Source organism: Pseudomonas sp. S06B 330, from assembly GCF_002845275.2.
GTDB lineage: Bacteria > Pseudomonadota > Gammaproteobacteria > Pseudomonadales > Pseudomonadaceae > Aquipseudomonas.
This window is the reverse complement of sequence record NZ_CP088149.1, coordinates 1,674,710-1,699,511: the sequence shown is the minus strand read 5'-3', so window position 1 is coordinate 1,699,511 and position 24,802 is coordinate 1,674,710. Positions and strand designations below refer to the sequence as shown.

Below are 24,802 nucleotides of genomic sequence, written 5' to 3'. Positions count from 1 at the left end.
TCCGGCGCAGGTCCTACCGCTTAATTACCGCCTCTGTAAGTCCTGGCGTTCTGCCGTGCGGGATGACGGAATTCGACTGTAATACAGAGAAGTACACAGTTTGAAATAGTCGCCCGGTTGAATCACTGGAGCCCGCACCTTATATACCCCGCATACGTGACATTTTTATCCGTCAGGAGAACGTAACAACCATGATGCGCATCTTACTGTTTGTAGCCACCAACCTTGCGGTTGTGCTGATTGCCAGCATTACCTTGAGCCTGTTCGGCTTCAATGGGTTCATGGCGGCAAACGGGGTTGACCTCAAGCTCGACCAGCTGCTGATTTTCTGCGCCGTGTTCGGCTTTGCCGGCTCGCTGATTTCGCTGTTCATCTCCAAGTGGATGGCGAAAATGAGCACTGGCACCCAGATCATCAGCCAGCCGCGCACTCGCCACGAACAGTGGCTGCTGCAGACCGTTGAAGAGCTGTCCCGCGAAGCCGGCATCAAGATGCCGGAAGTGGGCATCTTCCCGGCCTACGAGGCCAACGCCTTCGCCACCGGCTGGAACCGCAACGACGCCCTGGTTGCGGTCAGCCAGGGCCTGCTGGAGCGCTTCTCGCCCGATGAGGTACGTGCGGTCCTGGCCCACGAGATCGGCCACGTGGCCAATGGCGACATGGTCACCCTGGCGTTGATCCAGGGTGTGGTCAACACCTTCGTAATGTTCTTCGCCCGCATTATCGGCAACTTTGTCGACAAGGTGATTTTCAAGAACGAAGAAGGCCAAGGCATCGCCTACTACATCGCAACCATCGTTGCTGAGCTGATTCTGGGCATCCTGGCCAGCATGATCGTCATGTGGTTCTCGCGTAAACGCGAATACCGCGCTGACGAAGCCGGCGCCCGCCTGGCGGGTACTGGCGCGATGATCGGCGCCCTGCAGCGCCTGCGCTCGGAACAGGGCGTGCCAGTGCACATGCCTGACACCCTGAACGCCTTCGGCATCAACGGCGGCCTCAAGCAAGGCCTGGCTGGCTTGCTGATGAGCCACCCACCGCTGGAAGATCGTATCGAAGCCCTGCGCCGCCGCGGCTAAGCAACACCGCATGAAAAAGGGCGACCTGCGGGTCGCCCTTTTTGTTTTAGCGCTGCAATCGATAGACCCGCTCAAACAGGTGGCTGGCGCCAGCCTGCTGAAACTTCGGACTTTCGGCCAATACATCGTGCGCGGCTTGCGCGAGCGGATGCCAGGCGGCGAACAGCACCTGTACTTCCTGATCGGTCACGGCAAAGGGCGGCCCGTCGATTTTCGACTGATCGTAATCCAGGGTGATCAACAAGCCCTTGGCGGCAGGCGCCAGTATTGCCTGCAAATGGGCAACATAGCGTTTGCGCATGGCTGCTGGCAGGGCAATCACTGCGGCACGGTCATACAAGGCGGTGCAGCCGCTGACATCCTCGGCCGTCAACGCGAAAAAATCGCCACAACGAATCTCGATGCCCTCACAACGGTAGACCTTGAAAGCGCCACACTGCTCCACCTGCGGCTGCAACTGGTGCTCATTGAAGAAGTCCTCCACGGCCCGCTCTGACAGCTCGACACCGAGCACCTGCAAGCCCTGCCCGGCCAGCCAGAGCATGTCCAGGCTCTTACCGCACAAAGGCACCAGCACCCGCTCTCCTGCCGACACCGCCAGCGTCGGCCAGTACTGCTGAAGGTAACTGTTGACCTGAGGCTGATGAAAACCGATCTGATTGCTCGCCCAGCGTGAATGCCAAAACTCCGCCTGCATCTCTCACCTCGATAAATTCGATCAAATACTGCGAAAACTTATATTAGATTTAGATCAATATTGTGCCTGAAGATGAGCTCATCTTAACGTCAGGAGCGCCCTTATGCTGCCCAGCCTGTTTATTTCGCATGGTTCGCCCATGCTTGCCCTGGAACCAGGGGCCAGCGGCCCGGCCTTGAAGCGCTTGGCCGCCGAGCTGGCGCAGCCGAAAGCCATCGTGGTGGTCTCAGCGCACTGGGAAAGCCGTGAGCTGCTAGTGTCCAGCCATGCGCAACCGGACACCTGGCATGACTTCAGTGGCTTTCCAGCGGCCTTGTACGCCGTCCAATACCCGGCCCCCGGCGATCCCGCCCTGGCCCAACGGGTCAGCCAACTGCTGTGTGCTGCCGGCCTGCCCGCTCGCCTGGACCCACAGCGTCCGTTCGACCATGGCACCTGGGTGCCGTTGTCGCTGATGTACCCCAAGGCCGACATTCCGGTGGTGCAGATTTCCCTGCCGACCCAGCTCGGCCCGCAACTGCAGGAACTGGTAGGCCGCGCGCTGGCTGGCTTACGCGAAGAAGACATCTTGTTGATCGGCTCTGGCAGCATCACCCATAACCTCGGCGAACTGGACTGGCATGCCGGCCCGGAAAGCATTGAGCCTTGGGCATTGGCCTTTCGTGACTGGATGATCGACAAGCTGGCGACCGACGACACCCCTGCCCTGCATGACTACCGACAGCAGGCACCGTTTGCGGCACACAATCATCCGAGCGATGAACATTTGTTGCCGCTATATTTTGCCCGTGGCGCCGGTGGACAGTTCGCTATTGCCCACCAGGGTTTCACCTTGGGGGCGCTGGGCATGGATATCTATCGGTTTTCGTAGCCGCTGCCGCCAGGCTGCGATCGGGCGTGAAACGGCCGCCATTCAGGCCCATAAGGATGACTGGATGGCGACTGTTTCGCAGCCGATCGCAGCCTGACGGCAGCGGCTACGTGAGATATCTGTTTTTACAGGCAAAAAAAATCCCCGAACGCGTCGGGGATTTTTTAGTACTAGCGGATCAGTCTTCGCGGTAGCGGCGCAGCTTCAGCTGCTTACCGGCAACACGAGTGTCCTTGAGCTTGGCCAGCAGACGCTCCAGACCTTCTTCCGGCAGCTCGACCAGGCTGAAGCTATCACGCACCTGGATGCGGCCGATTGCTTCGCGGGCCAGGCCGCCTTCGTTAAGGATGGCGCCGAGCAGGTTTTTGGCCGCGATACCATCACGCGCACCCAGCGCGGTACGGCAACGGGCACGACCTTCGCCCAGCGGCATTGGTGCACGACGCTCACGCTCGCCACGCTCTGGACGCTCGCCAGTGCGCTCACGCGGGGTGTAAGTCGGAACCAGCGGCTGCTCCTTCTCGACTGCTTCCAGGGTCAGGGCCTGCGCGTTGGTTGCCTTGCGCAGCAGGGCTGCAGCCAGGGCACGCGGGCTGCAACCGATGTCGGCAGTCAGACGATCAAGCAGGTCACCGTGGGTCGACTCAGCATCAGCAACCAGCGGTGCCAGGCTGTTGGTCAGCTTCTTGATGCGCGCATCAAGAACGGCCTGGGCGTTAGGCAGACGAACTTCGGCAACTTTCTGCCCGGTAACACGCTCGATCACCTGCAGCATGCGACGCTCACGCGGGGTGACCAGCAGCAGTGCACGACCTTCACGGCCAGCACGACCGGTACGGCCGATACGGTGAACGTAGGACTCTGGGTCATACGGCATGTCAACGTTGAACACGTGAGTGATGCGCGGTACGTCCAGACCACGGGCAGCGACGTCGGTAGCAACGACGATGTCCAGACGGCCATCCTTGAGCGAGTCGATGACGCGCTCACGCTGGTTCTGGGCAATGTCACCGTTCAGCGCAGCGGCTTTGTAGCCTTTGGCTTCCAGGGCACTGGCCAGGTCGAGGGTGGCTTGCTTGGTACGCACGAAGGCGATCAGCGCGTCGAACTCTTCCACTTCCAGCAGGCGCAGGACAGCGGAAACCTTCTGGTCGGCGTGGACCATCAGGTGGGCTTGCTCGATAGCGGTTACAGTCTGGGTCTTGCTCTGGATCTTGACGTGCTTCGGGTCACGCAGGTGACGTTCGGCAATGGCGCGGATCGAGGCAGGCAGCGTGGCCGAGAACAGCACAGTCTGACGGCTTTCCGGCATGGCCTTGAAGATCACTTCGAGGTCGTCCATGAAGCCCAGCTTGAGCATTTCGTCGGCTTCGTCGAGCACCAGGTGGTTGACGGTTGCCAGGACTTTCTCGTCGCGACGCAGGTGGTCGCACAGACGGCCCGGGGTAGCAACGACGATTTGCGCGCCATTGCGGATGGCTTTCAGTTGTGGGCCCATTGGGGCACCACCGTATACGGCCACCACGGTAACGCCCGGCATCTGCTTGGCGTAGGTTTCAAAAGCGGTGGCTACTTGCAGCGCCAACTCACGGGTTGGCGCCAGGATCAGGGCTTGCGGCTCGCGCTTGCTCGGGTCGATACGGTTCAGGATAGGCAGTGCGAAGGCAGCGGTTTTACCGGTACCTGTCTGCGCCTGACCGATCATGTCGTGACCGGCGAGAATAATCGGGATCGACTGCTGCTGAATGGCGGATGGCTCTTCGTAGCCGGTAGCCAATACTGCAGCAACAATGCTCGGATGAAGATCGAGAGCGGCGAAGCCGCCGGTTTCCTGGGTCATGGGTCTGCCTCTAAGTGCATCCGCAAAGACCCATGCTCCAAAGCTGCACATGCCTTGTAAGACCCGAAGGTCACCCTGGCAGCTTTGTCGGCGGGGATTTGCGAAAACGATTGAAGAAAAATAGGAACGTCAAGGAGAGTCCGCGGGGCGGACGCGCAGCCGAAGCTGGCTTCGGGGAATTGCACTACCTAAACGAGGTCCGGTAAAAGACCGGCGCGTACTATACCTGAATTCGCAAATCACGGGAGATTTTTTTATTCCAACACGCCGGCGCCAGACCACGTTACCACGGGTCTGGTGGCGGTGAGGTGGCGGGCGGCTGAATCGATTTTCCGCCGACCGCTCAACGGCGCGGCTCAGGAGGCCGGGCGAATGGCTGTGATCAGCGGTTGCAACGAGTAGCCCAGACGCGGCGCCAAGGCCTCTGCACGCGCATTGAGGCCGTCCATGTCCAGGGTTTGCTCAAGGTCGGCAGGCACCATGATGATTACGTTGCCCTCCTTGACCGGCAGCTCCCAGTAATGGCGGTGGTAGAGACCGCGCAACAAAGCAGCGCCCAGCGGTTTGCCGTCGTCCCCGGCCCACTGGTTGATCACCAGCCAGCCACCGGGATTCAGACGCTTCTGGCAATCCTCAAGGAAGCGCCATGCCAAATGTGCAACCCCTGGACCGTGATCGGTGTACAGGTCAACAAAGATCAGGTCGGCGGATTCGGCGCTATTGAGCAGCTCCATGGCATCGCCAATGCGGATGTACAGCCGTGGGTCGTCGTCCAGGCCCAGGTATTCGATGGCCAGGCGCGGTACATCAGGACGCAGCTCGATGGCCTCGACGTCTTCCAGCGGCAAAAACTTCAGGCAGGCCTGGGTCAGGGTGCCGGCACCCAGGCCGAGAAACAACGCACTCTCAGGCTCGGCGTGGCACAGCGCACCAATCAGCATGGCGCGGGTATAGTCATATTCCAGCCAGCTCGGGTCGGCGGTGAACACGCAACTCTGCTCGATCGCCTCGCCAAACTCGAGAAACCGGTAGTCCTCAACTTCCAGCACGCTAATGGTGCCGTATTGATCCTGCACCTGGGCCAGCAAGCGCTCTACCCGTTCCACTGTCATGCTGTCTCCCGGCAAGCGCCGCTGCCCCAAGCAAAAACCGCCATTGTCCGTCAACCGCGCCAGTGCAACAAGGCGTCCAGCAACTGTTACCATGGCAGACAGCCCATTTCCGACCTGACCGAGCCTGTGATGAACCAATCCTGGAGCCCTGACAGCTGGCGCGCCCTGCCGATCCAGCAACAACCGACCTACCCTGACGCTGCGCACCTGCTCAAGGTCGAACAGACCTTGGCCAGCTACCCGCCGCTGGTCTTCGCTGGCGAGGCACGAGAGCTACGCCGGCAATTCGCCGAGGTCACCCAGGGCCGCGCCTTCCTCCTCCAAGGCGGTGATTGCGCAGAGAGTTTCGCCGAGTTTTCCGCGGCCAAAATTCGCGACACCTTCAAGGTGTTGCTACAGATGGCTATCGTCATGACCTTTGCCGCTGGCTGCCCGGTGGTCAAGGTCGGACGCATGGCCGGACAATTTGCCAAGCCACGTTCGGCCGGTGATGAGACCATCGCCGGGGTGACGCTGCCGGCCTACCGTGGCGATATCGTCAACGGCATTGGCTTTGACGAAAAAAGCCGGGTGCCCGATCCCGAGCGCTTGCTCCAGGCCTATCACCAGTCCACCGCCAGCCTGAACCTGCTGCGTGCCTTCGCCCAGGGCGGCTTTGCCGACCTGCACCAAGTGCACAAGTGGAACCTGGACTTCATTGCCAACTCGGCGCTGGCGGAAAAGTACAGCCAACTGGCCGACCGCATCGACGAAACCCTGGCGTTCATGCGCGCCTGTGGCATGGACAGCTCGCCACAATTGCGTGAAACCAGTTTCTTCACCGCCCACGAAGCCTTGTTGCTGAACTACGAAGAAGCCTTCGTCCGCCGCGACAGCCTGACCAACGACTACTACGACTGCTCGGCGCACATGCTCTGGATCGGCGACCGTACCCGTCAACTCGACGGTGCACACGTGGAGTTCCTGCGCGGGGTCAACAACCCGATCGGGGTCAAGGTCGGCCCGAGCATGAACACCGAAGAGCTGATCCGCCTGATCGATGTGCTCAACCCGGACAACGATCCCGGCCGCCTCAACCTGATTGTGCGCATGGGCGCCAACAAGGTCGGCGACCACTTGCCGGCTCTGATCCGCAGCGTCGAGCGCGAAGGTCGCCAGGTGCTGTGGAGCTCCGACCCGATGCACGGCAACACGATCAAGGCCAGCAGCGGCTACAAGACCCGCGATTTCGCCCAGATCCTCAGCGAGGTCAAGCAATTCTTCCAGGTGCACCAGGCTGAAGGCAGCCATGCCGGTGGCATTCACATCGAAATGACCGGTCAGAACGTCACCGAATGCATCGGCGGCGCCCGACCGATCACCGAAGACGCGCTGTCCGACCGCTACCACACCCACTGCGACCCGCGGATGAACGCCGATCAGTCATTGGAGCTGGCCTTCCTGATCGCCGAAACCCTCAAGCAAGTCCGTCGCTGAAAACGCTGCGGGCCAGCGCCGGACGCAATCGTGCTGCGCTGGCCCGCGGACAATTGAGTTGCACCTGACTCAAGCCAAGCCAACCTGCCAAGCGCCACAGGCTGTCTGCCAGGGCCTGCATGCCCGCTTCATCCAGCCCCTGCGCTTCTTCATGCACGGCATGGATGGCCAGACGCGCACTGGCCCGTTCGGCACGCAGATCAACCCGCGCAGCCATCCGCTCGTTGTACAAAAAGGGCAACACGTAATAGCCATACACCCGCTTGTGCGCCGGGGTGTAGATCTCCAGGCGGTAGCGGAAATCGAACAACCGCTCGGTCCGCTCGCGCTCCCACACCAACGAATCGAATGGCGACAGCAGCGCGTGGCTAACCACCTTACGCGGCAACCGCACGCTGTCCAGGCAGTAGGCCGGTTGCGACCAACCTTGCACGGCACAAACTTGCAATTGCCCCTCCTCGACCAACTCGGCGACCCGCGCGCGACTGTCTGTCGGGCTCAGCCGATAGTAATCACGCAGGTCTTTTTCGCTGGCCACACCCAAGGCGCTTGCCGCTTGCAATAACAATCGCCGTTGCGCCTGGGCCTCGTCGAGCAGTGGTTGCTGCAACAGCGCCGCAGGCAGCACTCGCTCCGGCAAATCGTACAAGCGCTCGAAGCCACGCCGTCCGGCCACGGTGACCAGGCCTGCGGCAAACAGCCATTCCAAGGCATGTTTTTCCGCACTCCAATCCCACCACGGGCCGGCGCGCTCGGCGCGAGTCGACAAACTGCCAGCGCCCAATGCGCCTTGAGCCGTGACAGCAGCAAGCACGCGCGCGATGGTCGGTTGCTGCTCACGGCCGAAGCGGGCCAACTGTTGATAAATACCCTGGCCCTGGCGCGCACGGTCCATGCGCCAGCGCAGCAAGGGATAGAGATCCAGCGGCAACAATGAGGCTTCATGCCCCCAATACTCGAACAGCCTGCGCTGGCGACTGCCACCCCAGGCGATCTGGTCAAACAGCGCCTGTGGATAACTACCCAGGCGGGAAAACAGTGGCAGGTAATGGGAGCGCACCAAGGCATTGACCGAATCGATCTGCACGACGCCCAAGCGCGCGAACACCCGTTGCAGATGAGCGCTACTCACCGTTGAACGGGGTGCCCGCGCCGCGAAGCCCTGAGCCGACAACACCAGACGGCGTGCCTGCAGCAAGGAAAAGGTTTGACTGGTGGGCATGCCCGACTCCCTCTGAACAAGCCCACTTAAGGTAGTAGCGACACCTTAATGGCGCGACTCATTTTTTCAGCGGGTCATCCCAGAATGGCCGCTCCACCTCCTGCAGCACATCGACGCGACTCATGCCCAGATCGTGCAGTGCCGCATCACTCAGGCGCGCCAGCTCCATCCGTTGCCGGTGCAACTGGTGCCAGCGTGCCAGTTGCTGAACGACGCCATGGACAAGGTGGGAGAAGCCACTGTAAGCAGCGTGGGGATGAACCAGAACCTGACCTTTCATCGTCTTACCCTCCGTGTGGGATGACGACAGTGTCAGGGCGGGCCTAAGATCAATCCAACGAATGTTTCTTATGTCATACATCTAGGGGATTGATGCAATGTCCCAGTACCAGAGTATCGACTCCGACGTCCTGCGCACCTTCGTCGCCATTGCCGAACACGGCGGCTTCACCCGCGCCGGTGAAGTGGTCAACCGCACCCAGTCAGCGGTAAGCATGCAGATGAAACGTCTGGAAGAAGACATCATCCAACGCCAGCTATTCGAGCGTGATGGCCGCCAGGTGCGCCTGACTGCCGAGGGCCAGGTGCTGCTCGGCTATGCCCGGCGCATCCTCAAACTTCACGGCGAAGTGTTCAACACCCTGCGCATGCCGCACATGGTCGGTATGGTGCGCATCGGCACGCCAGATGACTACGCCATGCGCTTTCTGCCCGGCATCCTCTCCAGTTTCGCCCAGGCCTACCCCTTGATCCAGGTCGAGGTTCACTGCGAAAGCTCGCGTCAACTGATGCAACGCCAGGACCTGGACATGACCATCGTCACCTGTGAACCCGGCCATGAAGTCGGCCAGCTGCTGCGCCGGGAGCCTGCTGTCTGGGTCCAGGCCCAAGGCTTTTGCCCGCATGAGCACAATCCATTACCCCTGGCGGTATTCAATACCGACTGCTGTTGCCGGACCTGGGCCTGCAATGCTCTGGATACGATCGACAAGGAGTACCGCATTGCCTATACCAGCGCCAGCACCCCGGCGATCATGGCGGTGGTCAGCGCTGGCCTGGCCGTCACCGCGCAGTTGCAGAGCCTGATCACCAGCGACTTGCGCGTGATCGGTGAAGCCGAGGGGCTGCCCCTGTTGCCGACCGCCAGCATCATGCTGCTGCGCAACAACAGCAGCCAGTCGCAGATGACCGACTGCATGGCCGACTACATCATCGAAGGCTTCAGATCTTGAACGCCAGCATCACCGCGCAGAGCACCAAGAAGCCACAGAACAGCGAACGCAGGACCTTTTCCGGCAAGGCGTGAGCCAGTTTCACGCCCCAGCTGATACTCAGCAGCCCACCCAGCGCCAGCGGGATCCCCATGCTCCATTGCACATGCTGGTGCACGCCATAGGTCAGCAAGGTAACCGCGGTGCTGGGCGCAGCCAGGGCCAGCGACAGCCCTTGGGCCACCACTTGCGTGGTGCCGAAGACGCTGGTCAGCACTGGCGTCGCCACCACCGCGCCACCGACACCGAACAAGCCGCCGAGCACCCCGGCCCCGCCACCCAGCACGCCAAGCCAGGGCCAGGAGTGGCGCAGCTCACTGCTCGGCTGCGCCTTGGGCATAAACATCCGCGCCAGGTTCCAGGCCGCCAGGGCAACCAGGAACAGGACAAAACCGAAGCGCATCGATTGCGCATCCACGCCCACTGCCCAGATCGAACCGAGCCAGGCAAAAACAAAGCTGGCAACCGCCAGCGGCAAGGCATGACGCAACTCGATGCGGTTGCGCTGGTGATAGCGCCACAACGCCAGCAACACATTGGGCACGACCATGACTAGGGCCGTGCCCTGCGCCAGTTGTTGGTCGAGACCGAACAGTACGCCGAGCGCCGGAATCGCGATCAGCCCGCCGCCGATACCGAACAGCCCGCCGACTGTTCCCAGTGCAGCGCCCAGCGCTATGTACATTGCCCACTCGATCATTGCCATCTCTCTGAAAGTCCAATCGCTGCATGCTACCGAGCCAACGCTAGCGGGGAAACGCACAGCAACGCACAATGGCTGTGCCAATTACGCAAAAGCAGAACCCAGAAATGAATCCGGATGCCCTCACCGAACAACTCAGCCTGTTTCTGGATGTACTGGAAACCGGCAGTTTTTCCGCCACCGCCCGTCGCCATCCGCTTACGCCGTCCGCCGTGGCGCGGCGCATCGACGCTCTGGAAAGCGCCGTCGGCAGCCGCCTGTTTGTGCGCAGCACCCACGCCGTGCGCCCGACACCAGCAGGCAATGCCTTTGCCGAACGGGCCCGGCGTATCCTCGAGGAGCTGCGCCTGGCCCGCGCCGAGGCGGTGTCGCTGAGCAATGCCCCGGAAGGCCTGATTCGCATCGATGCCCCGGCAGCCTTCGGTCGGCGCCACCTGGCCCCGGCAATCGCCGACTTTCTCGTCGCCTATCCAGGACTCGATGTGCAACTGCGCCTGATCGACAGCTTCGTCGATTTGCATGGCTCACACCTGGGAGAAGTCGATCTGGTTTTGCGCGCCGGCCCCCTGGCCGACACTCGCCTGGTGGCCACCCCGCTGGCCTACATGGTCCGTATCGCCTGCGCCAGCCCGGCGTACCTGGCCGCACGTGGCGTTCCGGCAAGCCCCGCCGAACTGCCCGCACACGATGGCCTGGACTGGGACGGTTTGGCCCCGCCCTTCGCCTGGCGCTTTACCGTCGACGGCCAGATGCGCCTGTATCGCCCCACGCGTATGCGCATGAGCGCCAATAACGCCGAAACCCTACTGTTCGGCGCCTTGGCCGGGCTGGGCATTGCCCACCTGCCAACCTGGCTGATCAGTGAATACCTGCTGCGTGGCGAGCTGCTGCCGCTGTTCTGCGAAAACGGTCTGCCCGCCGTCGAATCCAGCGGCATCTATGCGCTGCGCCTGGAACATGAAACGAACTCTCGCAGTCGTTTGCTGCTCGAATTCCTCAAGAGCCGCTTCAGCCCCGTGCCGCCATGGGACCTGGCCCTGCAAAGCGAACTGCGCTGGTAATAAGCGCACAAATTAACAGCGTGATAAATTTTATCGACCAACTGATCAAAGGATTTGCATGAACGCCGACACCCACGCTCCGTGCGACGAATTGCTCTTGGACAACCAGGTGTGCTTTGCCCTGCATTCCACCTCACTGCTCATGACCAAGGTCTATAAACCATTGCTGCAAGCGCTGGGGCTGACTTATCCACAGTACTTGGCCATGCTCGTGCTATGGCAACAGGACGGCCTGACCGTTGGTGAAATCAGTCAGCGCCTGTTGACCGACCCCGGCTCACTGACCCCGCTGCTCAAACGCCTGGAAGCCGAAGGCTTGCTCAAGCGCACGCGCAGCCGTGACGACGAACGGGTGGTGCAAGTGCAACTGACCGACCAAGGCCGCGCCCTGCAGGAACAGGCCAAACGCGTACCACCGTGCATCTTGAGCGCCAGCGGCCAGAGCCTCGAACGCCTGCAACAGCTGCAAGCCGACCTGCTGGAACTGCGGGCGAATCTGCAAAAAAACCTCTGAGGTCTATGCTGTGAGTGACCGTTCGTACGGAAGGTCGAAAAATTAACTTGCGCACTAAATAACTGTGCACTAAATTAATTTTCACACCCACCAGCGCCACGGCGCAGCAAACACGCGAGGCTCAACATGCAAAAGGTCACTCCCCTGTACATTGCCGAAGCCAAGTCCACTGGCGGTCGCGACGGCGGTTCACGCTCCAGCGACGGCAAGCTGGAAGTCAAGCTGAGCACCCCAAAGGAGTTGGGTGGCGCGGGTGGTGATGGCACCAACCCCGAGCAACTGTTCGCTGCCGGCTACTCGGCCTGCTTTATCGGCGCCCTGAAGTTCGTCGCCGGCCAGCAGAAAAAAGCCCTCCCGACTGATAGCTCGATCACCGCCAAGGTCGGCATTGGCCAAATCCCCGGCGGTTTTGGCCTGGACATTGACCTGGACATCAACCTGCCTGGGTTGGAACAGGCCGAGGCGCAAGCCCTGGTAGACGCAGCCCACCAGGTTTGCCCGTACTCCAACGCTACCCGCGGCAATGTCGATGTGCGCCTGAAGGTCACGGTCTGAGGGTCAAGCCCAGGCATAAAAAAACCCGGCCTAGGCCGGGTTTTCGTGTTCGCGCAAACGCCAGGTTTAAACCTTGGCGCGGCCCTTGTAGGAGCCGCCTTCGCGGGTGTCGATCTCGATCATGTCATCGATTTCGATGAAGTCGGCAACACTCAGTTCGGTACCGTTGCTCAGCTTGGCAGGCTTCATGACCTTGCCAGAAGTGTCACCACGGGCGGAACCTTCGGTGTAAGCAACTTTACGAACGATGGTGGTCGGCAGTTCAACCGAAACCAGACGATCTTCGAAGAACACGGCTTCACAGACGTCGGTCATGCCTTCTTCGATGAACGGCAGAACGGCCTCGATGTCTTCGGCGTTCAGCTCGTACATGGTGTAGTCGGTGGTGTCCATGAACGTGTAGGTGTCACCGCTGATGAACGACAGGGTCGCTTCTTTGCGGTCCAGGATCACGTCGTCCAGCTTGTCATCAGCCGAGTAAACGGTTTCGGTCTTGTAGCCGGTCAGCAGGTTCTTCAGCTTGGTCTTCATGATCGCGCTGTTACGGCCCGACTTAGTGAATTCAGCTTTCTGAACCAGCCACGGGTCGTTGTCGATCCGCAGTACGGTACCAGGTTTCAGCTCTTTACCAGTTTTCATTGCGAGATATCCGAATTTGGATGGATTTACAAAAATCGAGGCCGCATATCATAGCCAATTTCGGTAAAACTGTACCAGCGCCGTGGCAAGGTCCGGCTGAGCGGCCTGCTCGGCACTCCAGCGCCGGGCGTGCAGGTCGAGTTCGGCCCAGTGCTCAAGTACCTGTTTCCAAGCCGGCCCCATATCGCGATCCATGTTCCAGGCGCGCCACAAATCGACGATGGCCGCTTTCGCCAATGGCGACAACCCCACGACGTAGTGATCCAGAAATGCCTCGAGCTTTTCCCAGTGGGCGTACTCTTCCTGCACATAGATATGCCAGAGCAGCGGGCGGCCAGCCCATTGCGCACGCACGAACGAATCTTCGCCGCGCACGGCATTGAAGTCGCAGCACCAGAGCAACGGGTCGTACTCATCCTGACTGACGAAGGGCAGGATCTGCACGGTCAGGGCGCCACGCGTTGCCACAGCGCCCACAGGCAAAGGTTGCCCGCCAAGCCAGGCCTGCACATCGCCCAGCACACGTCCTTCGGGGACCAGCAGATGGTTGGCGCGACTGTCGGCGGCCAGGGCGTCTAGCCAACTGGCCAGGCTCGGGTTCTCGTAGGCGAACAGCGAGATCAGCCGAGCGTCGCTGGCGGGTGTCACACCCAGTCCTTGCAGAAATGCCTCACGCGCGCTCGGGCTCTGCTCGAACGCTTCACGCCGGGCCAGCAGTGTCGCCTCGCGCAACAACCCCCCGGTTTTGGCGGTAAAACCGGGAAAGAAAAACACCTTGCGCAAGCCATTGGGCTGCGGGGAAGGCAAGCCATGGCAACCTTCAACCCAGGTTTCAGCGCTCAGGTAGTCCAGGTTCAGCCACAGCGGTGGCCGTGGGCAGTCGAGCATGGCCAGCACATAGGCTGCCGGCAACTGACAGGCAAAAGCGCCGATGACCACATCAGCCACAGCGGTTTCCTGCCAGTCGGCCTGCCAATGACAGACCTCCACACCCTGTTGCCACTGCTGCGCAACCTGGGCGTCAGCGTCAGGGCAGATGCGCGCGAATGCGCTGAGGTCGTCCACCCACAAGCGCACAGCCACGCCCTGTTCGGCCACCAGTTGCCGGGCCAAGCGCCAGGTCACGCCGATATCGCCGTAGTTGTCGACGACACAACAGAAGATGTCCCAGTGCGTTTTCATCGCTGGCCCCTGTAAAAAAGCGCCGATTGTCCGGGTAAATCATCGCAGACAAAAGCGTGCCACGAAAAAAACCCGTTGCGGCATGCGACAATGAGCGCCCGTGCCCTGGCCAGGAGGCCGCCATGCCCCGCCCTCGTGAACTGAAGATCAGCCTCAAGCCCGTGCAACTGACCCTGTGCATCGCCTTGGGCCTATGGCTCGGCGCGGCAGCCATCGCCTTGAGCCTGTGGTTGGCGTGGCGCCTGATGCCAGAGACCGTACATCCCTTGAGCCAAGTGCTGGTGCCACCCGCGGCTGCGCCCGCTGCCGATCAGCAGAGCCAGATGTTCGAGCAGTACAAACAGATTCTGCACAACCAACAAGTGCAACAAGCCGAGGACCAAGCCGAAGGCAACATGCGCAACCTGGCCAACCCCAAGTGCCAGTTCTGGCTGCAACAGAACCGCACCGCGCCGACCGAAAAGAGCCGCGCCCTCGTCCTGGAATTCTGTAACTGATCGCCATGAACAAAGCCGACCTGCTGCAACGCATCATCGACACCTTGAGCCTCGACTTAGAGGTGGCCCAGCGCGCGGCGCAGACCGCCTATGAAGCGGCCACCGCTGAAGAAAACATCGCTGAAAACAAGTACGACACCTTGGGCCTGGAGGCGTCCTACCTGGCAACCGGACAAGCCCGGCGCATGGAAGAGATTCGTCAGGCACGGGCGGCGTATCAACAATTGCTGTTGCGCGATTACGATCCGGCGCTCGGTATTCAGGTGAGCAATCTGGTCACGCTGGAGGCTGAGAGCGGTAGCTGCCAGCGCTTGTTCCTCGGGCCTGAAGGCGCCGGCTTGAAAATTGGTCAGGGCGAGCAGTTGGTGACGGTGATTACGCCGCGCTCGCCGCTGGGGCAAAGCCTGATGGGTAAACGCGAGGATGACGACGTCAGCTTGGTTCTCGGAGGCAAGCAGCAGCACTTTGTGGTGGTTGAGGTCTGCTAAACACAGTACCTGCTGTAGCCGCTGGCGAGGCACGAGGCGGCTACAGGGCCCCCAACGCATTGAAGCGCTGCGCCAATCCCTGCTGGGCAAACTGCTCGATGATGAATTCGACAAACGCCCGCGTCTTGCCCGGCAACAGCTTGTGCTCGGCGTAGTACAAGCTGATGTTGCCATCATCCACATACCAATCCGGTAATACTCGCAAGAGGCTGCCCGCCTGCAGGTAAGGCACGGCAAACGGCATGCTCACCAATGCCACCCCCAGCCCCTGCTGCGCCGCTGCACAAGCCGCTTCCGAATCACTCATGGTCATACGTAAGCGAATCTGCAGCGGGGTCTGTTCCTGCTGACAATGGGTCAACGGCCAGGAGCGCACCCGCCCGGTTTGCGGTGAGCGGATGAGAATCCCATCAAGCGTTTGCAGATCAGCCGGCTGGCAGATCGCGGGATGCTGCTCCAGGTACGCCGGGGCCGCTACCAGAATCCGATGCGCCGGGGTCAGCTTGCGGGCGACGACGCCTTGGGGCAGGTCAAAACCACCGCCAATAGCAGCATCGAAACCCTGGCCGATCAGGTCGACCTGGCGATTGTCAAAATGCCAATCCGGGCTGATCGCCGGAAAGCGCTGCAGAAACTCGGCCAGCAAGGGCACGATGTATAAGCGCCCGAACACCGTGCCCATGCTCACCTTCAAGGTTCCCGCCGGTTGCCCTTCGGCGCTGGCAAGGTTAGCCACAGCATGCTGAATGGTCTGGAAGCTGGTGGCCACTTCGCCGAGAAAACGTTGTCCGGCTTCGGTCAAGGTCAGGCGCCGCGTGCTGCGCTGAAACAAGCGCACGCCCAAGCGCGTCTCCAGGCGAGCAACATTCTTGCCCACCGCCGCCGGCGTCAGGCTCAAGCGCCGCGCAGCCTCGGCGAAGCTGCCGACTTCGGCACTACGAACAAAGCATTCGATACTGCTAAACGTTTCCACAGCTGGCGATTCCATACTTCTGGTTTACACAGACTATAGCGATTAGTGGCTACACAGAGGGTAATCTGCGGTCGATACTGAGCCTTATCCAAGGCATCACGCCTGGTATTTTCGGGAGCAGAACATGTCGACTCAAACTCGCCTCAACGGCAAAGTGGCTTTGATCCAGGGCGGCTCACGCGGTATCGGCGCAGCCATCGTCAAACGCCTGGCCGCTGAAGGTGCCAGTGTCGCCTTCACCTACGCCAATGCCACTGAGCAAGCCCAGGCGTTGCAGCAAAGTATCCTTGCCAGTGGCGGCAACGCGTTGGCGATCCAAGCCGATAGCGCTGATGCCAGCGCCGTGCAGCGCGCCGTAGAAACCACGGTCGAAACCTTCGGCCGGCTCGATATCCTCGTCAACAACGCCGGTGTCCTGGCCGTCGCGCCGTTGCTGGAATTCGACCTGGATGACTTCGACCGGACCCTGGCGGTCAACGTGCGCAGCGTCTTTGTTGCCACCCAGGCCGCCGCTCGGCACATGGGCCAGGGTGGCCGGATTATCAACATTGGCAGTACCAACGCCGAACGCATGCCCTTTGCCGGCGGTGGTCCCTATGCCATGAGCAAGTCAGCGTTGGTTGGCTTGACCCGTGGCCTGGCCCGCGACCTTGGCCCGCTGGGCATCACCATCAACAACGTCCAGCCTGGCCCGGTCGACACCGAGATGAACCCAGCCCATGGCGAATTCGCCGAGAGTTTGATGGGCTATATGGCGGTAGGTCGCTATGGGGAGGTTGAGGAAATCGCGGGCTTCGTCGCCTACCTGGCCAGCCCTGAGGCGGCCTACATCACCGGTGCCAGCCTGACCATCGACGGTGGCTTTGCCGCCTGATGCACTGAAGTGCCACGCCGACCGCGCCGGATTTTGTTGATCTTGTCGACAAAAGCCGGCGCGGTCCGGGTCGGTTTTTTCGACCCGATCACCCAGGATTTCCGCTACTGTCACACCCTGACTGCAACTGACCAAGATGGCCCCATGACCTCCCCCACTTCTCCCTTAAGCCGCGGTTTGATCCTGCTGATGGCAACTGCCACCGGCCTCGCCGTGGCCAGCAACTACTACGCACAACCGTTGCTGCACAGCATTGCCGAGCATTTCGGCCTGACCACCGTCAGCGCCGGGGCCATCGTCATTGCCGCACAACTGAGCTACGGCGCCGGTCTTCTGCTGCTGGCACCGTTGGGCGATATGTTTGAGCAGCGCCGCCTGATCGTCAGCATGATCGCCATCAGCACCCTGGGCCTGTTGATCAGTGCCTTCTCACCAAGCCTGGTCTGGCTGTTACTGGGGACCACGCTGACCGGCCTGTTCTCGGTTGTGGCTCAGGTACTGGTGCCAATGGCAGCGGGCTTGAGCGATCCGAGCCAGCGCGGGCGAGTGGTCGGAACGCTGATGAGCGGCTTGCTGCTGGGCATCCTCCTGGCCCGCACGGCGGCCGGTTTCATGGCCGAACTGGGCGGATGGCGCAGCATCTACCTGCTGGCCGCGGCGCTGATGGCGATCTGTGCCATTGCCTTGGCACGGGCCCTGCCGGAACGTCACCAACACGCCGGGCTCAGCTATCCCGCGCTGATTGGTTCAGTGTTTCGCTTGTTCGCCGATGAGCCGGTACTGCGCCTGCGCTCGCTGCTCGGCTTGCTGGCCTTCAGCCTGTTCGCCCTGTTCTGGACGCCACTGGCATTTCTCCTGGCGGCTGAACCCTACCAGTACTCGGACGCAGTGATCGGCCTGTTTGGCCTGGCCGGTGCCGCCGGTGCACTGTCAGCCAACTGGGCCGGACGCCTGGCCGATCGCGGCAAGGGCCCGCTGGGCACCACGGTTGGCTTGCTGGCCCTGTTGCTGTCCTGGATACCGCTGGGGTTCGCCCAATCGTCGCTGGTAGCACTGTTGATCGGCGTGCTGTTGCTCGATCTGGCCGTGCAATTGGTGCATGTCAGCAACCAGAACGCAGTGATTGTGCTGCGCCCGGAAGCTCGCAATCGCCTGAACGCGGGCTACATCACCTGCTATTTCATCGGAGGTGCGCTGGGCTCGCTGCTCGGCACCCAGCTGTTTCAGACCTATGGCTGGAACGGCATCGTTCTCGCCGGCCTGACCATTGGCAGCCTTGCCTTGCTGGTCTGGGTGCTGGCTGAGCGTCAGCGCAGCCTACGGGCACGCACAGCCTAACGACGGATGAAAGCTTCATCGACCTTGGCCAGGTGTTCCTCGCGCAACGTGCCGGCGTAGTAATGCAGCTTGATCCAGGCCAGCAAGTAGTCGTAGCGCGCCTGGGCCAGGTCGCGACGGGTGGTGGCAAGCTGTTGTTCGGCATTGAGTACATCGAGGTTGACCCGCTCGCCCCCCAGTACGCTCTGACGGGTCGAAACCACCAGGGCTTTGGCCGAGGTCAGCGCCCGCTCGTAGGCACGCAGGCGGCTGGCGCCGGATTGGCAGGCATTGTACTGGCGTCGTAACTCAATCAAGGTACTGCGGGTATTGCCATCCAGTTCGTACTCGGCCTGCTCCAGGTTGCGGCTGGCCTGGCGGGTCGACGCCGATACGCCGCCACCGGCGAACAGCGGCAGGCTCACTTCCACACCAATGGTGTTGGTGGTGTAGCGCTGGTTGTAGGTGTTGCCGCTGTCGGATTCCATGCGCCGTGACGTGGCATAGGCCGTCACCTTGGGCAAATGCCCTGCGCGATTGCGTTCGACTTCATACGTCGCCATTTCCAATGCCTGACGCTGAGAAGCCAACTGCGGGTTGTTGGCCAGCGCCAGTTCATGCCAGGCCTCGAAGCTGGACGGTTGCACGGTTAGCAACGAAAAACCGTCGTTGAGGGGGGCCAGCTCATCGATCCGCGCCGCCGGCTCACCGATCAATGCGCCGAGCTCACGCAAGGCGGCATCCTGATCGTTGCGCGCCTGGATTTCTTCAGCGTCGGCCAGCTCGTAACGCGCCAGGGCTTCAAGGATATCGGTGCGGGTCCCCTCACCTTGTTGGAACAACTGCTGGTTTTGCTGAAACTGCTGCTGATAGGCCTGCTTGCTGGCCACACTGATGCCGATCTGATCCTCGGCGAACAGCGCTTGTGTATAACTGGTCATGACCCGCACCAGTAGCTCCTGACTCTTGCCGCGAAACTCCTCGTCGGCAAACAGCGCCTGCGCCACACCCTTGCGATAACTGGCATAGGCCTCGTAATCGAACAGCGGTTGCTGGAGGATGAAACTGGAGCCATAGCTGTCGTAGTGACGATCTTCGCTTTCACGTCGCGAATCGCCCAGATAGCTGGCCTCGGAGTCGTTGCGGCCCTTGTTGTAGTTGTAGGACAGGTTAGGCAGCAATCCGGCGCGGCCAATGGCCCGGTACTCCTGTCCCGACTCACGGGCCTTGAGCGCGCCAAGGAACACTGGGTCTTTACGCAAGGCTTGCTCGTAGACTTGAAACGGCCCCATGGCCTGCACAGCGTCCACGGTTGTCAGGGCGAACGCCGCCAGCAGCCCGGTCATCAAGCTTTTCATTCACGGGCTTCCTATTGTTCGGTCAAGGCGGTGCCTGCCCGGTCGAGCAGGGGTTTGAACAGGTAATTGAGCAGCGAACGTTCGCCTGTGCGCACAAACAGTTCGGCCGGCATGCCCGGCTTGATCACCAGACCATTAAGCCGCGCCAGGGCCTGTTCGCTGACAGTGCTGCGTAGTACGTAGTACGGCTGGCCCGTTTTGTCGTCGAGCAGTTGGTCGGCAGAAATCAGCACCACCTCCCCCGCCACCCGCGGGGTACTGCTCTGGTTAAACGCGGTGAAGAGGATATCCACAGGCAACTGCACCGCGACCTTATCCACAAGGTTGACCGGCAATCGCCCTTCGACTTCCAGCGCGGTGCCCTGAGGCACCACCTCAAGCAGCGTTTCACCGGCACGCAGCACTGCGCCTTCGGTGTGTACGCCGAGGTTGACGGCAATACCATCGACCGGCGCAAGGATTTCACTGTGTTGCAGGTCGAACCCGGCGGACGTCAGTTGCTGCTCCAGCGTTACACTCTTGAGCTGAGCTTCGGCCAATTGGCTGCGCACCTCTTTCTGGTACTCCTCGCGGCGCTGCTGCAAGTTCAGGCGCGACTCGACAATATCTTGCTCCAGCCTTGCGCTGTCGCCACTGTTCTGCGCCAGGTCGCGCTGGACCTGGGACAGCTGGCGCTGATACTCCAGCAAGCGATTGCGCGGAATGTAGCCCTGGCTGGCCAGTGGCCTGAGGTTGTCCAGTTGCTCACGCAAGGAGTCGGCCTGGGCCTGCAGGTCGCCCCTGGCTCGACGCATGCCGGCCAATTGCGCCACGGCCCCTTCAATGGCGGCCATCAGCCCGGACTGCTCGCGGGCTTGAGCGTCGCGGCGGCTGCTGAACAGTTGCCGCTGGGTTTCCAGCACCAAGCTCAACTGCGGGTCAGGATCATCACTGAGTGGCGCAGGAAAGGTGATCTGCGCCAGGTTATCGCGCTCGCTCTGCCAACGGGCCAGACTGGCCCAGGCCACCCGGTACTCAGCCTGCAGGGACTGCACCTGCGCCTGAACCTGCGTTTGATCAAGGCGAAACAGCGGTTGCCCCTGCTTGACCTGCTGCCCCTCACTGACCAGGATCCGGCTGACCACGCCTCCCGCCAAGGACTGCACCGCCTTGCGCTTGCCCGAGACCACCACCGTGCCCTGTACGGCAATCCCCTGATCCAAGGGCGCGAGGGTTGCCCAGGCGACAAAGCCACCGAAGCCAAGCAGGGTCAGTAGCCAGCCCAGTCGAACAAAAAAGCGCGCATCACGGCCGCTGGCGGCCGCTTCGACGGCAACCGTGTTCATACGCCACCTCCTGCAGCCGCCGCGGCATTGGCCGCAGGCACCTGACGCACGGCCTGCTCCTGGGCTCGGCTCAAGGCTTGCAGCACGTCTTGAGCCGGACCGAACGCCTGTAACCGTCCTTCATTGAGTACCAGCAATTTGTCGGCCTGGGCCAGGGCAGCCGAACGGTGCGTGACCAGCACCACGGTGCGCCCCTGGGCTTTCATCTGGGCAATGGCCGTCGCCAGGGCAGCTTCGCCCTGGGTGTCGAGGTTGGAATTCGGTTCATCCAGAACGATCAGCCTAGGCTCTGCGTACAAGGCGCGCGCCAGGGCAATACGCTGCTTCTGTCCACCGGAGAGATCACTGCCGCCTTCACCAAGCCGGGTGTCATAACCTTGGGGCAAACGCAGGATCAATTCATGCACCCCGGCCTGACGCGCGGCCTCGACCACTTTGTGGCCATCAAGCTCGGCGAACCGGGCGATGTTCTCGGCAATACTGCCGCGCAACAGTTCGATGTTCTGCGGCAAGTAACCAATAGACGGGCCAAGGGCCTCGCGGTCCCAGCGGTGGAGGTCGGCGCCATCCAGCCGGACGGTTCCGGCCAGGGTCGGCCAGACACCTACCAACACCTTGGCCAGGGTCGACTTGCCGGAACCGGACGCCCCCAACACACCTAACACTTCACCTGCCTGCACGTTGAAACTGATCTGCTGCAAGATCGCCAGGCGCTTACTGGGGGGCCCGGCGCTGACCTGCTCGAAGCTTAGGCGCCCGGTCGGGGCCGGCAGTGCCATGGGTGCCGGTGGCTCGGGGAACGCGCGCAGCAAGCCATCAAGGCGCTGGTAGGCCAAATGCGCCCCGCTCCATTGCTTCCACACTGCGATCAGTTGGTCGATGGGACTCAACACCCGACCCATGAGGATGGAGCCGGCGATCATCATTCCCGGGGTCATCTGCCCTTCGATCACCAACAACGCTCCCAGCCCCAACACCAATGATTGCAAGCACAGGCGCAAGGACTTGCTGATCGCGGTGATCACAGCCGACGTATCACTGGCCTGGTTCTGCAGCGTGAGAAAGCGCGCATGCAAGCTGAACCAGCGCTTGCGCAAGGTGCCAAGCATGCCCATGGCCTGGATGCTTTCGGCATTGTGCAACTGGCTATCGGCCAGGTGGGTGGACTGCTGTTGAAAGCCACTGGCTTGCACCAGTGGTTTATGGGTAAGCCGCTCGTTCAGCACCGCCAGCGCGATCAGCAGCAATGCCCCCACGCACGCCATGACCCCAAGCCAGACGTTGAAGAGAAACATCACCGCCAGGTAGATGGGAAACCAGGGGGCATCGAAGAACGCGAATAATGCCGGGCCGGTGACAAATTGACGCAACTGGGTCAAATCATTCAGTGATTGCGCAGCCTGACCATCGCCTTGACGCAAGTTGCGTTCGAAGGCAGCGCGATAAACCGAGAGGTTGAACCCCTGCTCCAATTGGTGCCCCACGCGAATAACAATAAAACTGCGGATCACCTCCAGCACGCCGATAAATACAAAAAAACCGACGACCATTAAGGTCAACATCCACAAGGTGGTTTCGTTGTGTGACGACAACACCCGATCATAGACTTGCAGCATATAAATCGAGGGCACCAGCATCAGGATATTGATCAATGCAGTAAAACAACCAACACTGATCAATATCGACTTGTAGCGGGCCAATGCCGCCCATAACGGGGCATTGGCCTTAGTAGTCGACTTGTTCATTGTCCGCCTTTCTATCCCTGAAAAATCGGCACTTGCTTACACGCAGTTAGTCTTTGCTCTTACGCTCCAACAGCAATGTCTTTCCGGCGGGTGTTATCCATTTATAGCTTTCGTGCTTGTAACGATTAAAGTGCACAACAGCACTGCCATCAGCGCCGATCAGCGCCAACGTGTCCGGCGTTACCAACCACCGGCTGACGGACTGACCAATTAAGTGCTGCAAGCACTGAAGGTCTCCGCCCAACCACGTTTCGGGCGCATGCAGCTGCAACTGACATGCCGCCGCCTGTTCGTTTTCGGGGTAAAGCTCCCAGTCACCGGCCAACTGCGCGGGATTGGGCAACAGCAGACTGCCGGCCATACCAACCTCTGTAATCAACATCAGGGGAATCGCGCCGAGCGCGATCATTCGCTTGAAAGCCATCTTCGATCCGTGTTCCCGGTGGGCAAAAGGCGGCGCTTGCGCACCGCCCCCCAAACTGTAATCAGACCACGATATCCGTAGCGACAGCTTGACCTACGGTAGTCACCAGGAAATCAGACAGACTGTTGCCGTTGAAGTCGATGGCCAAACTACCCAGATTGCTCGCCTGATCGAAGCTCAGTACCGCCTCGCCAGCCTGCCCGCTAAAGGCATCGACGAACTGCAGCGGCAACTTGTCGGTGGCAAAGCTGGCAATAGCCGACAGATCGATCTTGTCCTGACCACTGACAAAATCCATGATCCGATCAGCTGCACTCGGGGTAGAGTCGCTGCTGGCAGCAAACACGAAGGTATCGGAACCAGTTCCGCCCCAGAGTTTATCGCCGCCACCAGCGCCATAAATGATGTCGTTGCCGGCGCCCCCTTTGAGCTCATTGGCCACGGCATTGCCGATCAGCAGGTCGTTACCCGAACCGCCAAAAGCATTCTCCACGGTGACACCCTTGGCAATGGAAATATTGCCAATCATGCCGCCAATATCCGAGAACGAGGCCTCATTGAGGTTGATTTTCTGGTTCTGGGTAAACCCGGAGAAATCCAGGGTATCGTTGCCGCCGCCGTCCCATACCGAAAACACGACTTTCGATGAAGACGAAGTGGCCGAATAGAAATCACGATCGGCGCTGGAGTTGAAGCCGTACACGGTATCGGTGGAGCGGGCGGCGTAGTTGGCCCCGTAGAGCTTCTGGATCGCCGCGATGTCATCCATCAACGGTGCCGACGCGTAGACCTGTACACCGCCTTTGGTAAAGTTCTGGCCGGTGTTGCTTTCGCTCCAGTAACTCATGACGCTGTAGCCCCGGGTGTCCTGACCGTACGAGGCGTCGGCATAGCTGGGATAGCCTTCACCGGCGTTGTAGTCGCCAGGGTGAGACAGGCCCAGCACATGACCGATTTCGTGGGTCAGGGTCTGGCGGCCATAGTTACCGTTTTGTGGGTTGATGTTGGCCTGGTACTGACTATTGATCAGGTACCAGGACTCACCCATGTTCGAACCCGGGCCATAAAACGGCAGGTAAGCGAATGCCGCCCCGCCCGTGCTGCCATCGCTATAGTTGCCGAAGGTCATGTGACCGTCGCCGCCTGAGGCTGACTCCCTGAACGTCACCTTGGCCACGTCTGCCCAGGACTGCATGGACAGCTGCGCTTGCGCCTTCTGCTGCGCCGAGAACGCGCTGAATGAACCCAGACCCTGGCCATAAAAATCGGACGGGGCTTTGGTCAGGAAGGTATAGGTGAGGCTGATGGTGCCATCCTTGTTCATGTCTCTCCAGGCGGCGCCATCACGCAGCAACTGGGTAGCAGCCTGATCGACCGAGAACGAAGGCTTGCCATTGACGGTCGCATTGCCGCCGCGATCATATTGATGGCCGAAACTATTGATCAGACCGAAAGCGGAACTTGCACCCAGGGGTTGCAATACAGAACCGGCAGAAACAATAGCGCTTTCTTTTACTTTCGACATACAGACACTTCCTTGTTTACAAAAAAGCAGTTGTTGTCCGACAGGACGCTCCCG

The 24,802-nt window shown here is 60.8% G+C and carries 25 protein-coding genes; 11 read left to right on the top strand and 14 right to left on the bottom strand.

The genetic code is table 11. The annotated features are described in order from the left end of the window. Positions 1–191 precede the first annotated feature (191 nt). Complete coding sequence (gene htpX, locus CX511_RS07930; protein WP_045187091.1) at positions 192–1,079, top strand: protease HtpX; 888 nt, start codon at positions 192–194, stop codon at positions 1,077–1,079. 46 nt (positions 1,080–1,125) lie between these two features. Here the strand turns inward: htpX and CX511_RS07925 are convergent, their stop codons facing one another. After that, a complete protein-coding gene (locus tag CX511_RS07925; RefSeq protein ID WP_045187086.1) occupies positions 1,126–1,776 on the bottom strand; it encodes a thiopurine S-methyltransferase in 651 nt (216 codons plus the stop codon). Positions 1,777–1,879: 103 nt separating this feature from the next. Here CX511_RS07925 and CX511_RS07920 point away from each other — a divergent pair, with 103 nt between their 5' ends. Continuing rightward, a complete protein-coding gene (locus CX511_RS07920; protein ID WP_045187084.1) occupies positions 1,880–2,647 on the top strand; it encodes a DODA-type extradiol aromatic ring-opening family dioxygenase in 768 nt (255 codons plus the stop codon). 178 nt (positions 2,648–2,825) lie between these two features. On the opposite strand, the gene CX511_RS07915 is transcribed toward CX511_RS07920, so the two are convergent. Both CX511_RS07915 and CX511_RS07910 read right to left on the bottom strand, forming a co-directional pair. Next, entirely contained in the window at positions 2,826–4,487 is a 1,662-nt protein-coding gene (locus tag CX511_RS07915; RefSeq protein WP_038608503.1) for a DEAD/DEAH box helicase, read from the bottom strand. A gap of 356 nt (positions 4,488–4,843) precedes the next feature. Then, the gene (locus CX511_RS07910) at positions 4,844–5,599 is read right to left on the bottom strand and encodes a spermidine synthase (RefSeq protein ID WP_045187081.1); all 756 of its coding nucleotides are present in this window, start codon (positions 5,597–5,599) and stop codon (positions 4,844–4,846) included. A 129-nt stretch (positions 5,600–5,728) separates the two neighbouring features. Here CX511_RS07910 and CX511_RS07905 point away from each other — a divergent pair, with 129 nt between their 5' ends. Next, the gene (locus tag CX511_RS07905) at positions 5,729–7,075 is read left to right on the top strand and encodes a class II 3-deoxy-7-phosphoheptulonate synthase (RefSeq protein WP_045187078.1); all 1,347 of its coding nucleotides are present in this window, start codon (positions 5,729–5,731) and stop codon (positions 7,073–7,075) included. On the opposite strand, the gene CX511_RS07900 is transcribed toward CX511_RS07905, so the two are convergent. Both CX511_RS07900 and CX511_RS07895 read right to left on the bottom strand, forming a co-directional pair. After that, positions 7,056–8,297 (bottom strand): winged helix-turn-helix domain-containing protein, encoded by a 1,242-nt coding sequence (locus CX511_RS07900; protein WP_045187075.1) that lies wholly within the window; start codon positions 8,295–8,297, stop codon positions 7,056–7,058. The two genes, CX511_RS07905 and CX511_RS07900, sit on opposite strands and share 20 nt — an antisense overlap. A gap of 58 nt (positions 8,298–8,355) precedes the next feature. Further along, positions 8,356–8,577 carry a DUF1127 domain-containing protein gene (locus CX511_RS07895; RefSeq protein ID WP_045187074.1) on the bottom strand — a complete coding sequence of 74 codons (222 nt, stop codon included), beginning with the start codon at positions 8,575–8,577 and terminating at the stop codon, positions 8,356–8,358. A 97-nt stretch (positions 8,578–8,674) separates the two neighbouring features. Between CX511_RS07895 and CX511_RS07890 the strand changes: the two genes are divergently transcribed. Next, on the top strand, positions 8,675–9,529 hold the full coding sequence (locus CX511_RS07890) for a LysR family transcriptional regulator (RefSeq protein WP_045187072.1): 855 nt from the start codon (positions 8,675–8,677) through the stop codon (positions 9,527–9,529). On the opposite strand, the gene CX511_RS07885 is transcribed toward CX511_RS07890, so the two are convergent. Next, positions 9,519–10,268 carry a sulfite exporter TauE/SafE family protein gene (locus tag CX511_RS07885; RefSeq protein WP_045187070.1) on the bottom strand — a complete coding sequence of 250 codons (750 nt, stop codon included), beginning with the start codon at positions 10,266–10,268 and terminating at the stop codon, positions 9,519–9,521. The two genes, CX511_RS07890 and CX511_RS07885, sit on opposite strands and share 11 nt — an antisense overlap. 110 nt (positions 10,269–10,378) lie before the next feature. On the opposite strand from CX511_RS07885, the gene CX511_RS07880 reads away from it, so the two are divergent. The 3 genes from CX511_RS07880 (at position 10,379) to CX511_RS07870 (ending at position 12,401) form a co-directional block, all read left to right on the top strand. Continuing rightward, positions 10,379–11,332: a LysR family transcriptional regulator gene (locus CX511_RS07880; protein ID WP_101292139.1), complete on the top strand. Its 954-nt coding sequence runs from the start codon at positions 10,379–10,381 to the stop codon at positions 11,330–11,332. Positions 11,333–11,390: 58 nt separating this feature from the next. Then, positions 11,391–11,846, top strand: coding sequence for a MarR family winged helix-turn-helix transcriptional regulator (locus CX511_RS07875; protein ID WP_045187069.1), 456 nt, complete (start codon positions 11,391–11,393; stop codon positions 11,844–11,846). A 126-nt stretch (positions 11,847–11,972) separates the two neighbouring features. Continuing rightward, the gene (locus CX511_RS07870; RefSeq protein ID WP_101292136.1) at positions 11,973–12,401 is read left to right on the top strand and encodes an organic hydroperoxide resistance protein; all 429 of its coding nucleotides are present in this window, start codon (positions 11,973–11,975) and stop codon (positions 12,399–12,401) included. A 66-nt stretch (positions 12,402–12,467) separates the two neighbouring features. Here CX511_RS07870 and CX511_RS07865 read toward each other — a convergent pair whose 3' ends face one another. Both CX511_RS07865 and earP read right to left on the bottom strand, forming a co-directional pair. After that, entirely contained in the window at positions 12,468–13,040 is a 573-nt protein-coding gene (locus CX511_RS07865; RefSeq protein WP_045187067.1) for an elongation factor P, read from the bottom strand. 48 nt (positions 13,041–13,088) lie between these two features. Continuing rightward, positions 13,089–14,222 carry an elongation factor P maturation arginine rhamnosyltransferase EarP gene (gene earP, locus CX511_RS07860; RefSeq protein ID WP_101292135.1) on the bottom strand — a complete coding sequence of 378 codons (1,134 nt, stop codon included), beginning with the start codon at positions 14,220–14,222 and terminating at the stop codon, positions 13,089–13,091. A 122-nt stretch (positions 14,223–14,344) separates the two neighbouring features. Between earP and CX511_RS07855 the strand changes: the two genes are divergently transcribed. Together CX511_RS07855 and CX511_RS07850 are read left to right on the top strand one after the other, a co-directional pair. After that, entirely contained in the window at positions 14,345–14,719 is a 375-nt protein-coding gene (locus CX511_RS07855; protein ID WP_045187061.1) for a hypothetical protein, read from the top strand. A gap of 5 nt (positions 14,720–14,724) precedes the next feature. After that, positions 14,725–15,207, top strand: a complete 483-nt coding sequence (locus tag CX511_RS07850; protein WP_045187059.1) for a GreA/GreB family elongation factor — start codon at positions 14,725–14,727, stop codon at positions 15,205–15,207. A 40-nt stretch (positions 15,208–15,247) separates the two neighbouring features. On the opposite strand, the gene CX511_RS07845 is transcribed toward CX511_RS07850, so the two are convergent. After that, positions 15,248–16,195, bottom strand: a complete 948-nt coding sequence (locus CX511_RS07845; RefSeq protein ID WP_045187058.1) for a LysR family transcriptional regulator — start codon at positions 16,193–16,195, stop codon at positions 15,248–15,250. 109 nt (positions 16,196–16,304) lie between these two features. On the opposite strand from CX511_RS07845, the gene CX511_RS07840 reads away from it, so the two are divergent. Together CX511_RS07840 and CX511_RS07835 are read left to right on the top strand one after the other, a co-directional pair. Continuing rightward, positions 16,305–17,054 carry a 3-oxoacyl-ACP reductase family protein gene (locus tag CX511_RS07840; protein ID WP_045187056.1) on the top strand — a complete coding sequence of 250 codons (750 nt, stop codon included), beginning with the start codon at positions 16,305–16,307 and terminating at the stop codon, positions 17,052–17,054. Between the two features lie 144 nt (positions 17,055–17,198). Further along, complete coding sequence (locus CX511_RS07835; protein WP_045187324.1) at positions 17,199–18,392, top strand: MFS transporter; 1,194 nt, start codon at positions 17,199–17,201, stop codon at positions 18,390–18,392. On the opposite strand, the gene CX511_RS07830 is transcribed toward CX511_RS07835, so the two are convergent. The 5 genes from CX511_RS07830 to CX511_RS07810 form a co-directional block, all read right to left on the bottom strand. Then, on the bottom strand, positions 18,389–19,729 hold the full coding sequence (locus CX511_RS07830; protein ID WP_101292134.1) for a TolC family outer membrane protein: 1,341 nt from the start codon (positions 19,727–19,729) through the stop codon (positions 18,389–18,391). The two genes, CX511_RS07835 and CX511_RS07830, sit on opposite strands and share 4 nt — an antisense overlap. 11 nt (positions 19,730–19,740) lie before the next feature. Further along, positions 19,741–21,054, bottom strand: a complete 1,314-nt coding sequence (locus CX511_RS07825) for an HlyD family type I secretion periplasmic adaptor subunit (protein WP_045187053.1) — start codon at positions 21,052–21,054, stop codon at positions 19,741–19,743. Then, the gene (locus CX511_RS07820; RefSeq protein WP_101292133.1) at positions 21,051–22,799 is read right to left on the bottom strand and encodes a type I secretion system permease/ATPase; all 1,749 of its coding nucleotides are present in this window, start codon (positions 22,797–22,799) and stop codon (positions 21,051–21,053) included. The genes CX511_RS07825 and CX511_RS07820 overlap by 4 nt, the downstream gene beginning before the upstream one ends. A 46-nt stretch (positions 22,800–22,845) precedes the next feature. Then, on the bottom strand, positions 22,846–23,223 hold the full coding sequence (locus tag CX511_RS07815) for an AprI/Inh family metalloprotease inhibitor (RefSeq protein WP_052675612.1): 378 nt from the start codon (positions 23,221–23,223) through the stop codon (positions 22,846–22,848). Between the two features lie 61 nt (positions 23,224–23,284). Then, the gene (locus tag CX511_RS07810; RefSeq protein ID WP_101292132.1) at positions 23,285–24,748 is read right to left on the bottom strand and encodes a serralysin family metalloprotease; all 1,464 of its coding nucleotides are present in this window, start codon (positions 24,746–24,748) and stop codon (positions 23,285–23,287) included. Positions 24,749–24,802: the final 54 nt, after the last annotated feature.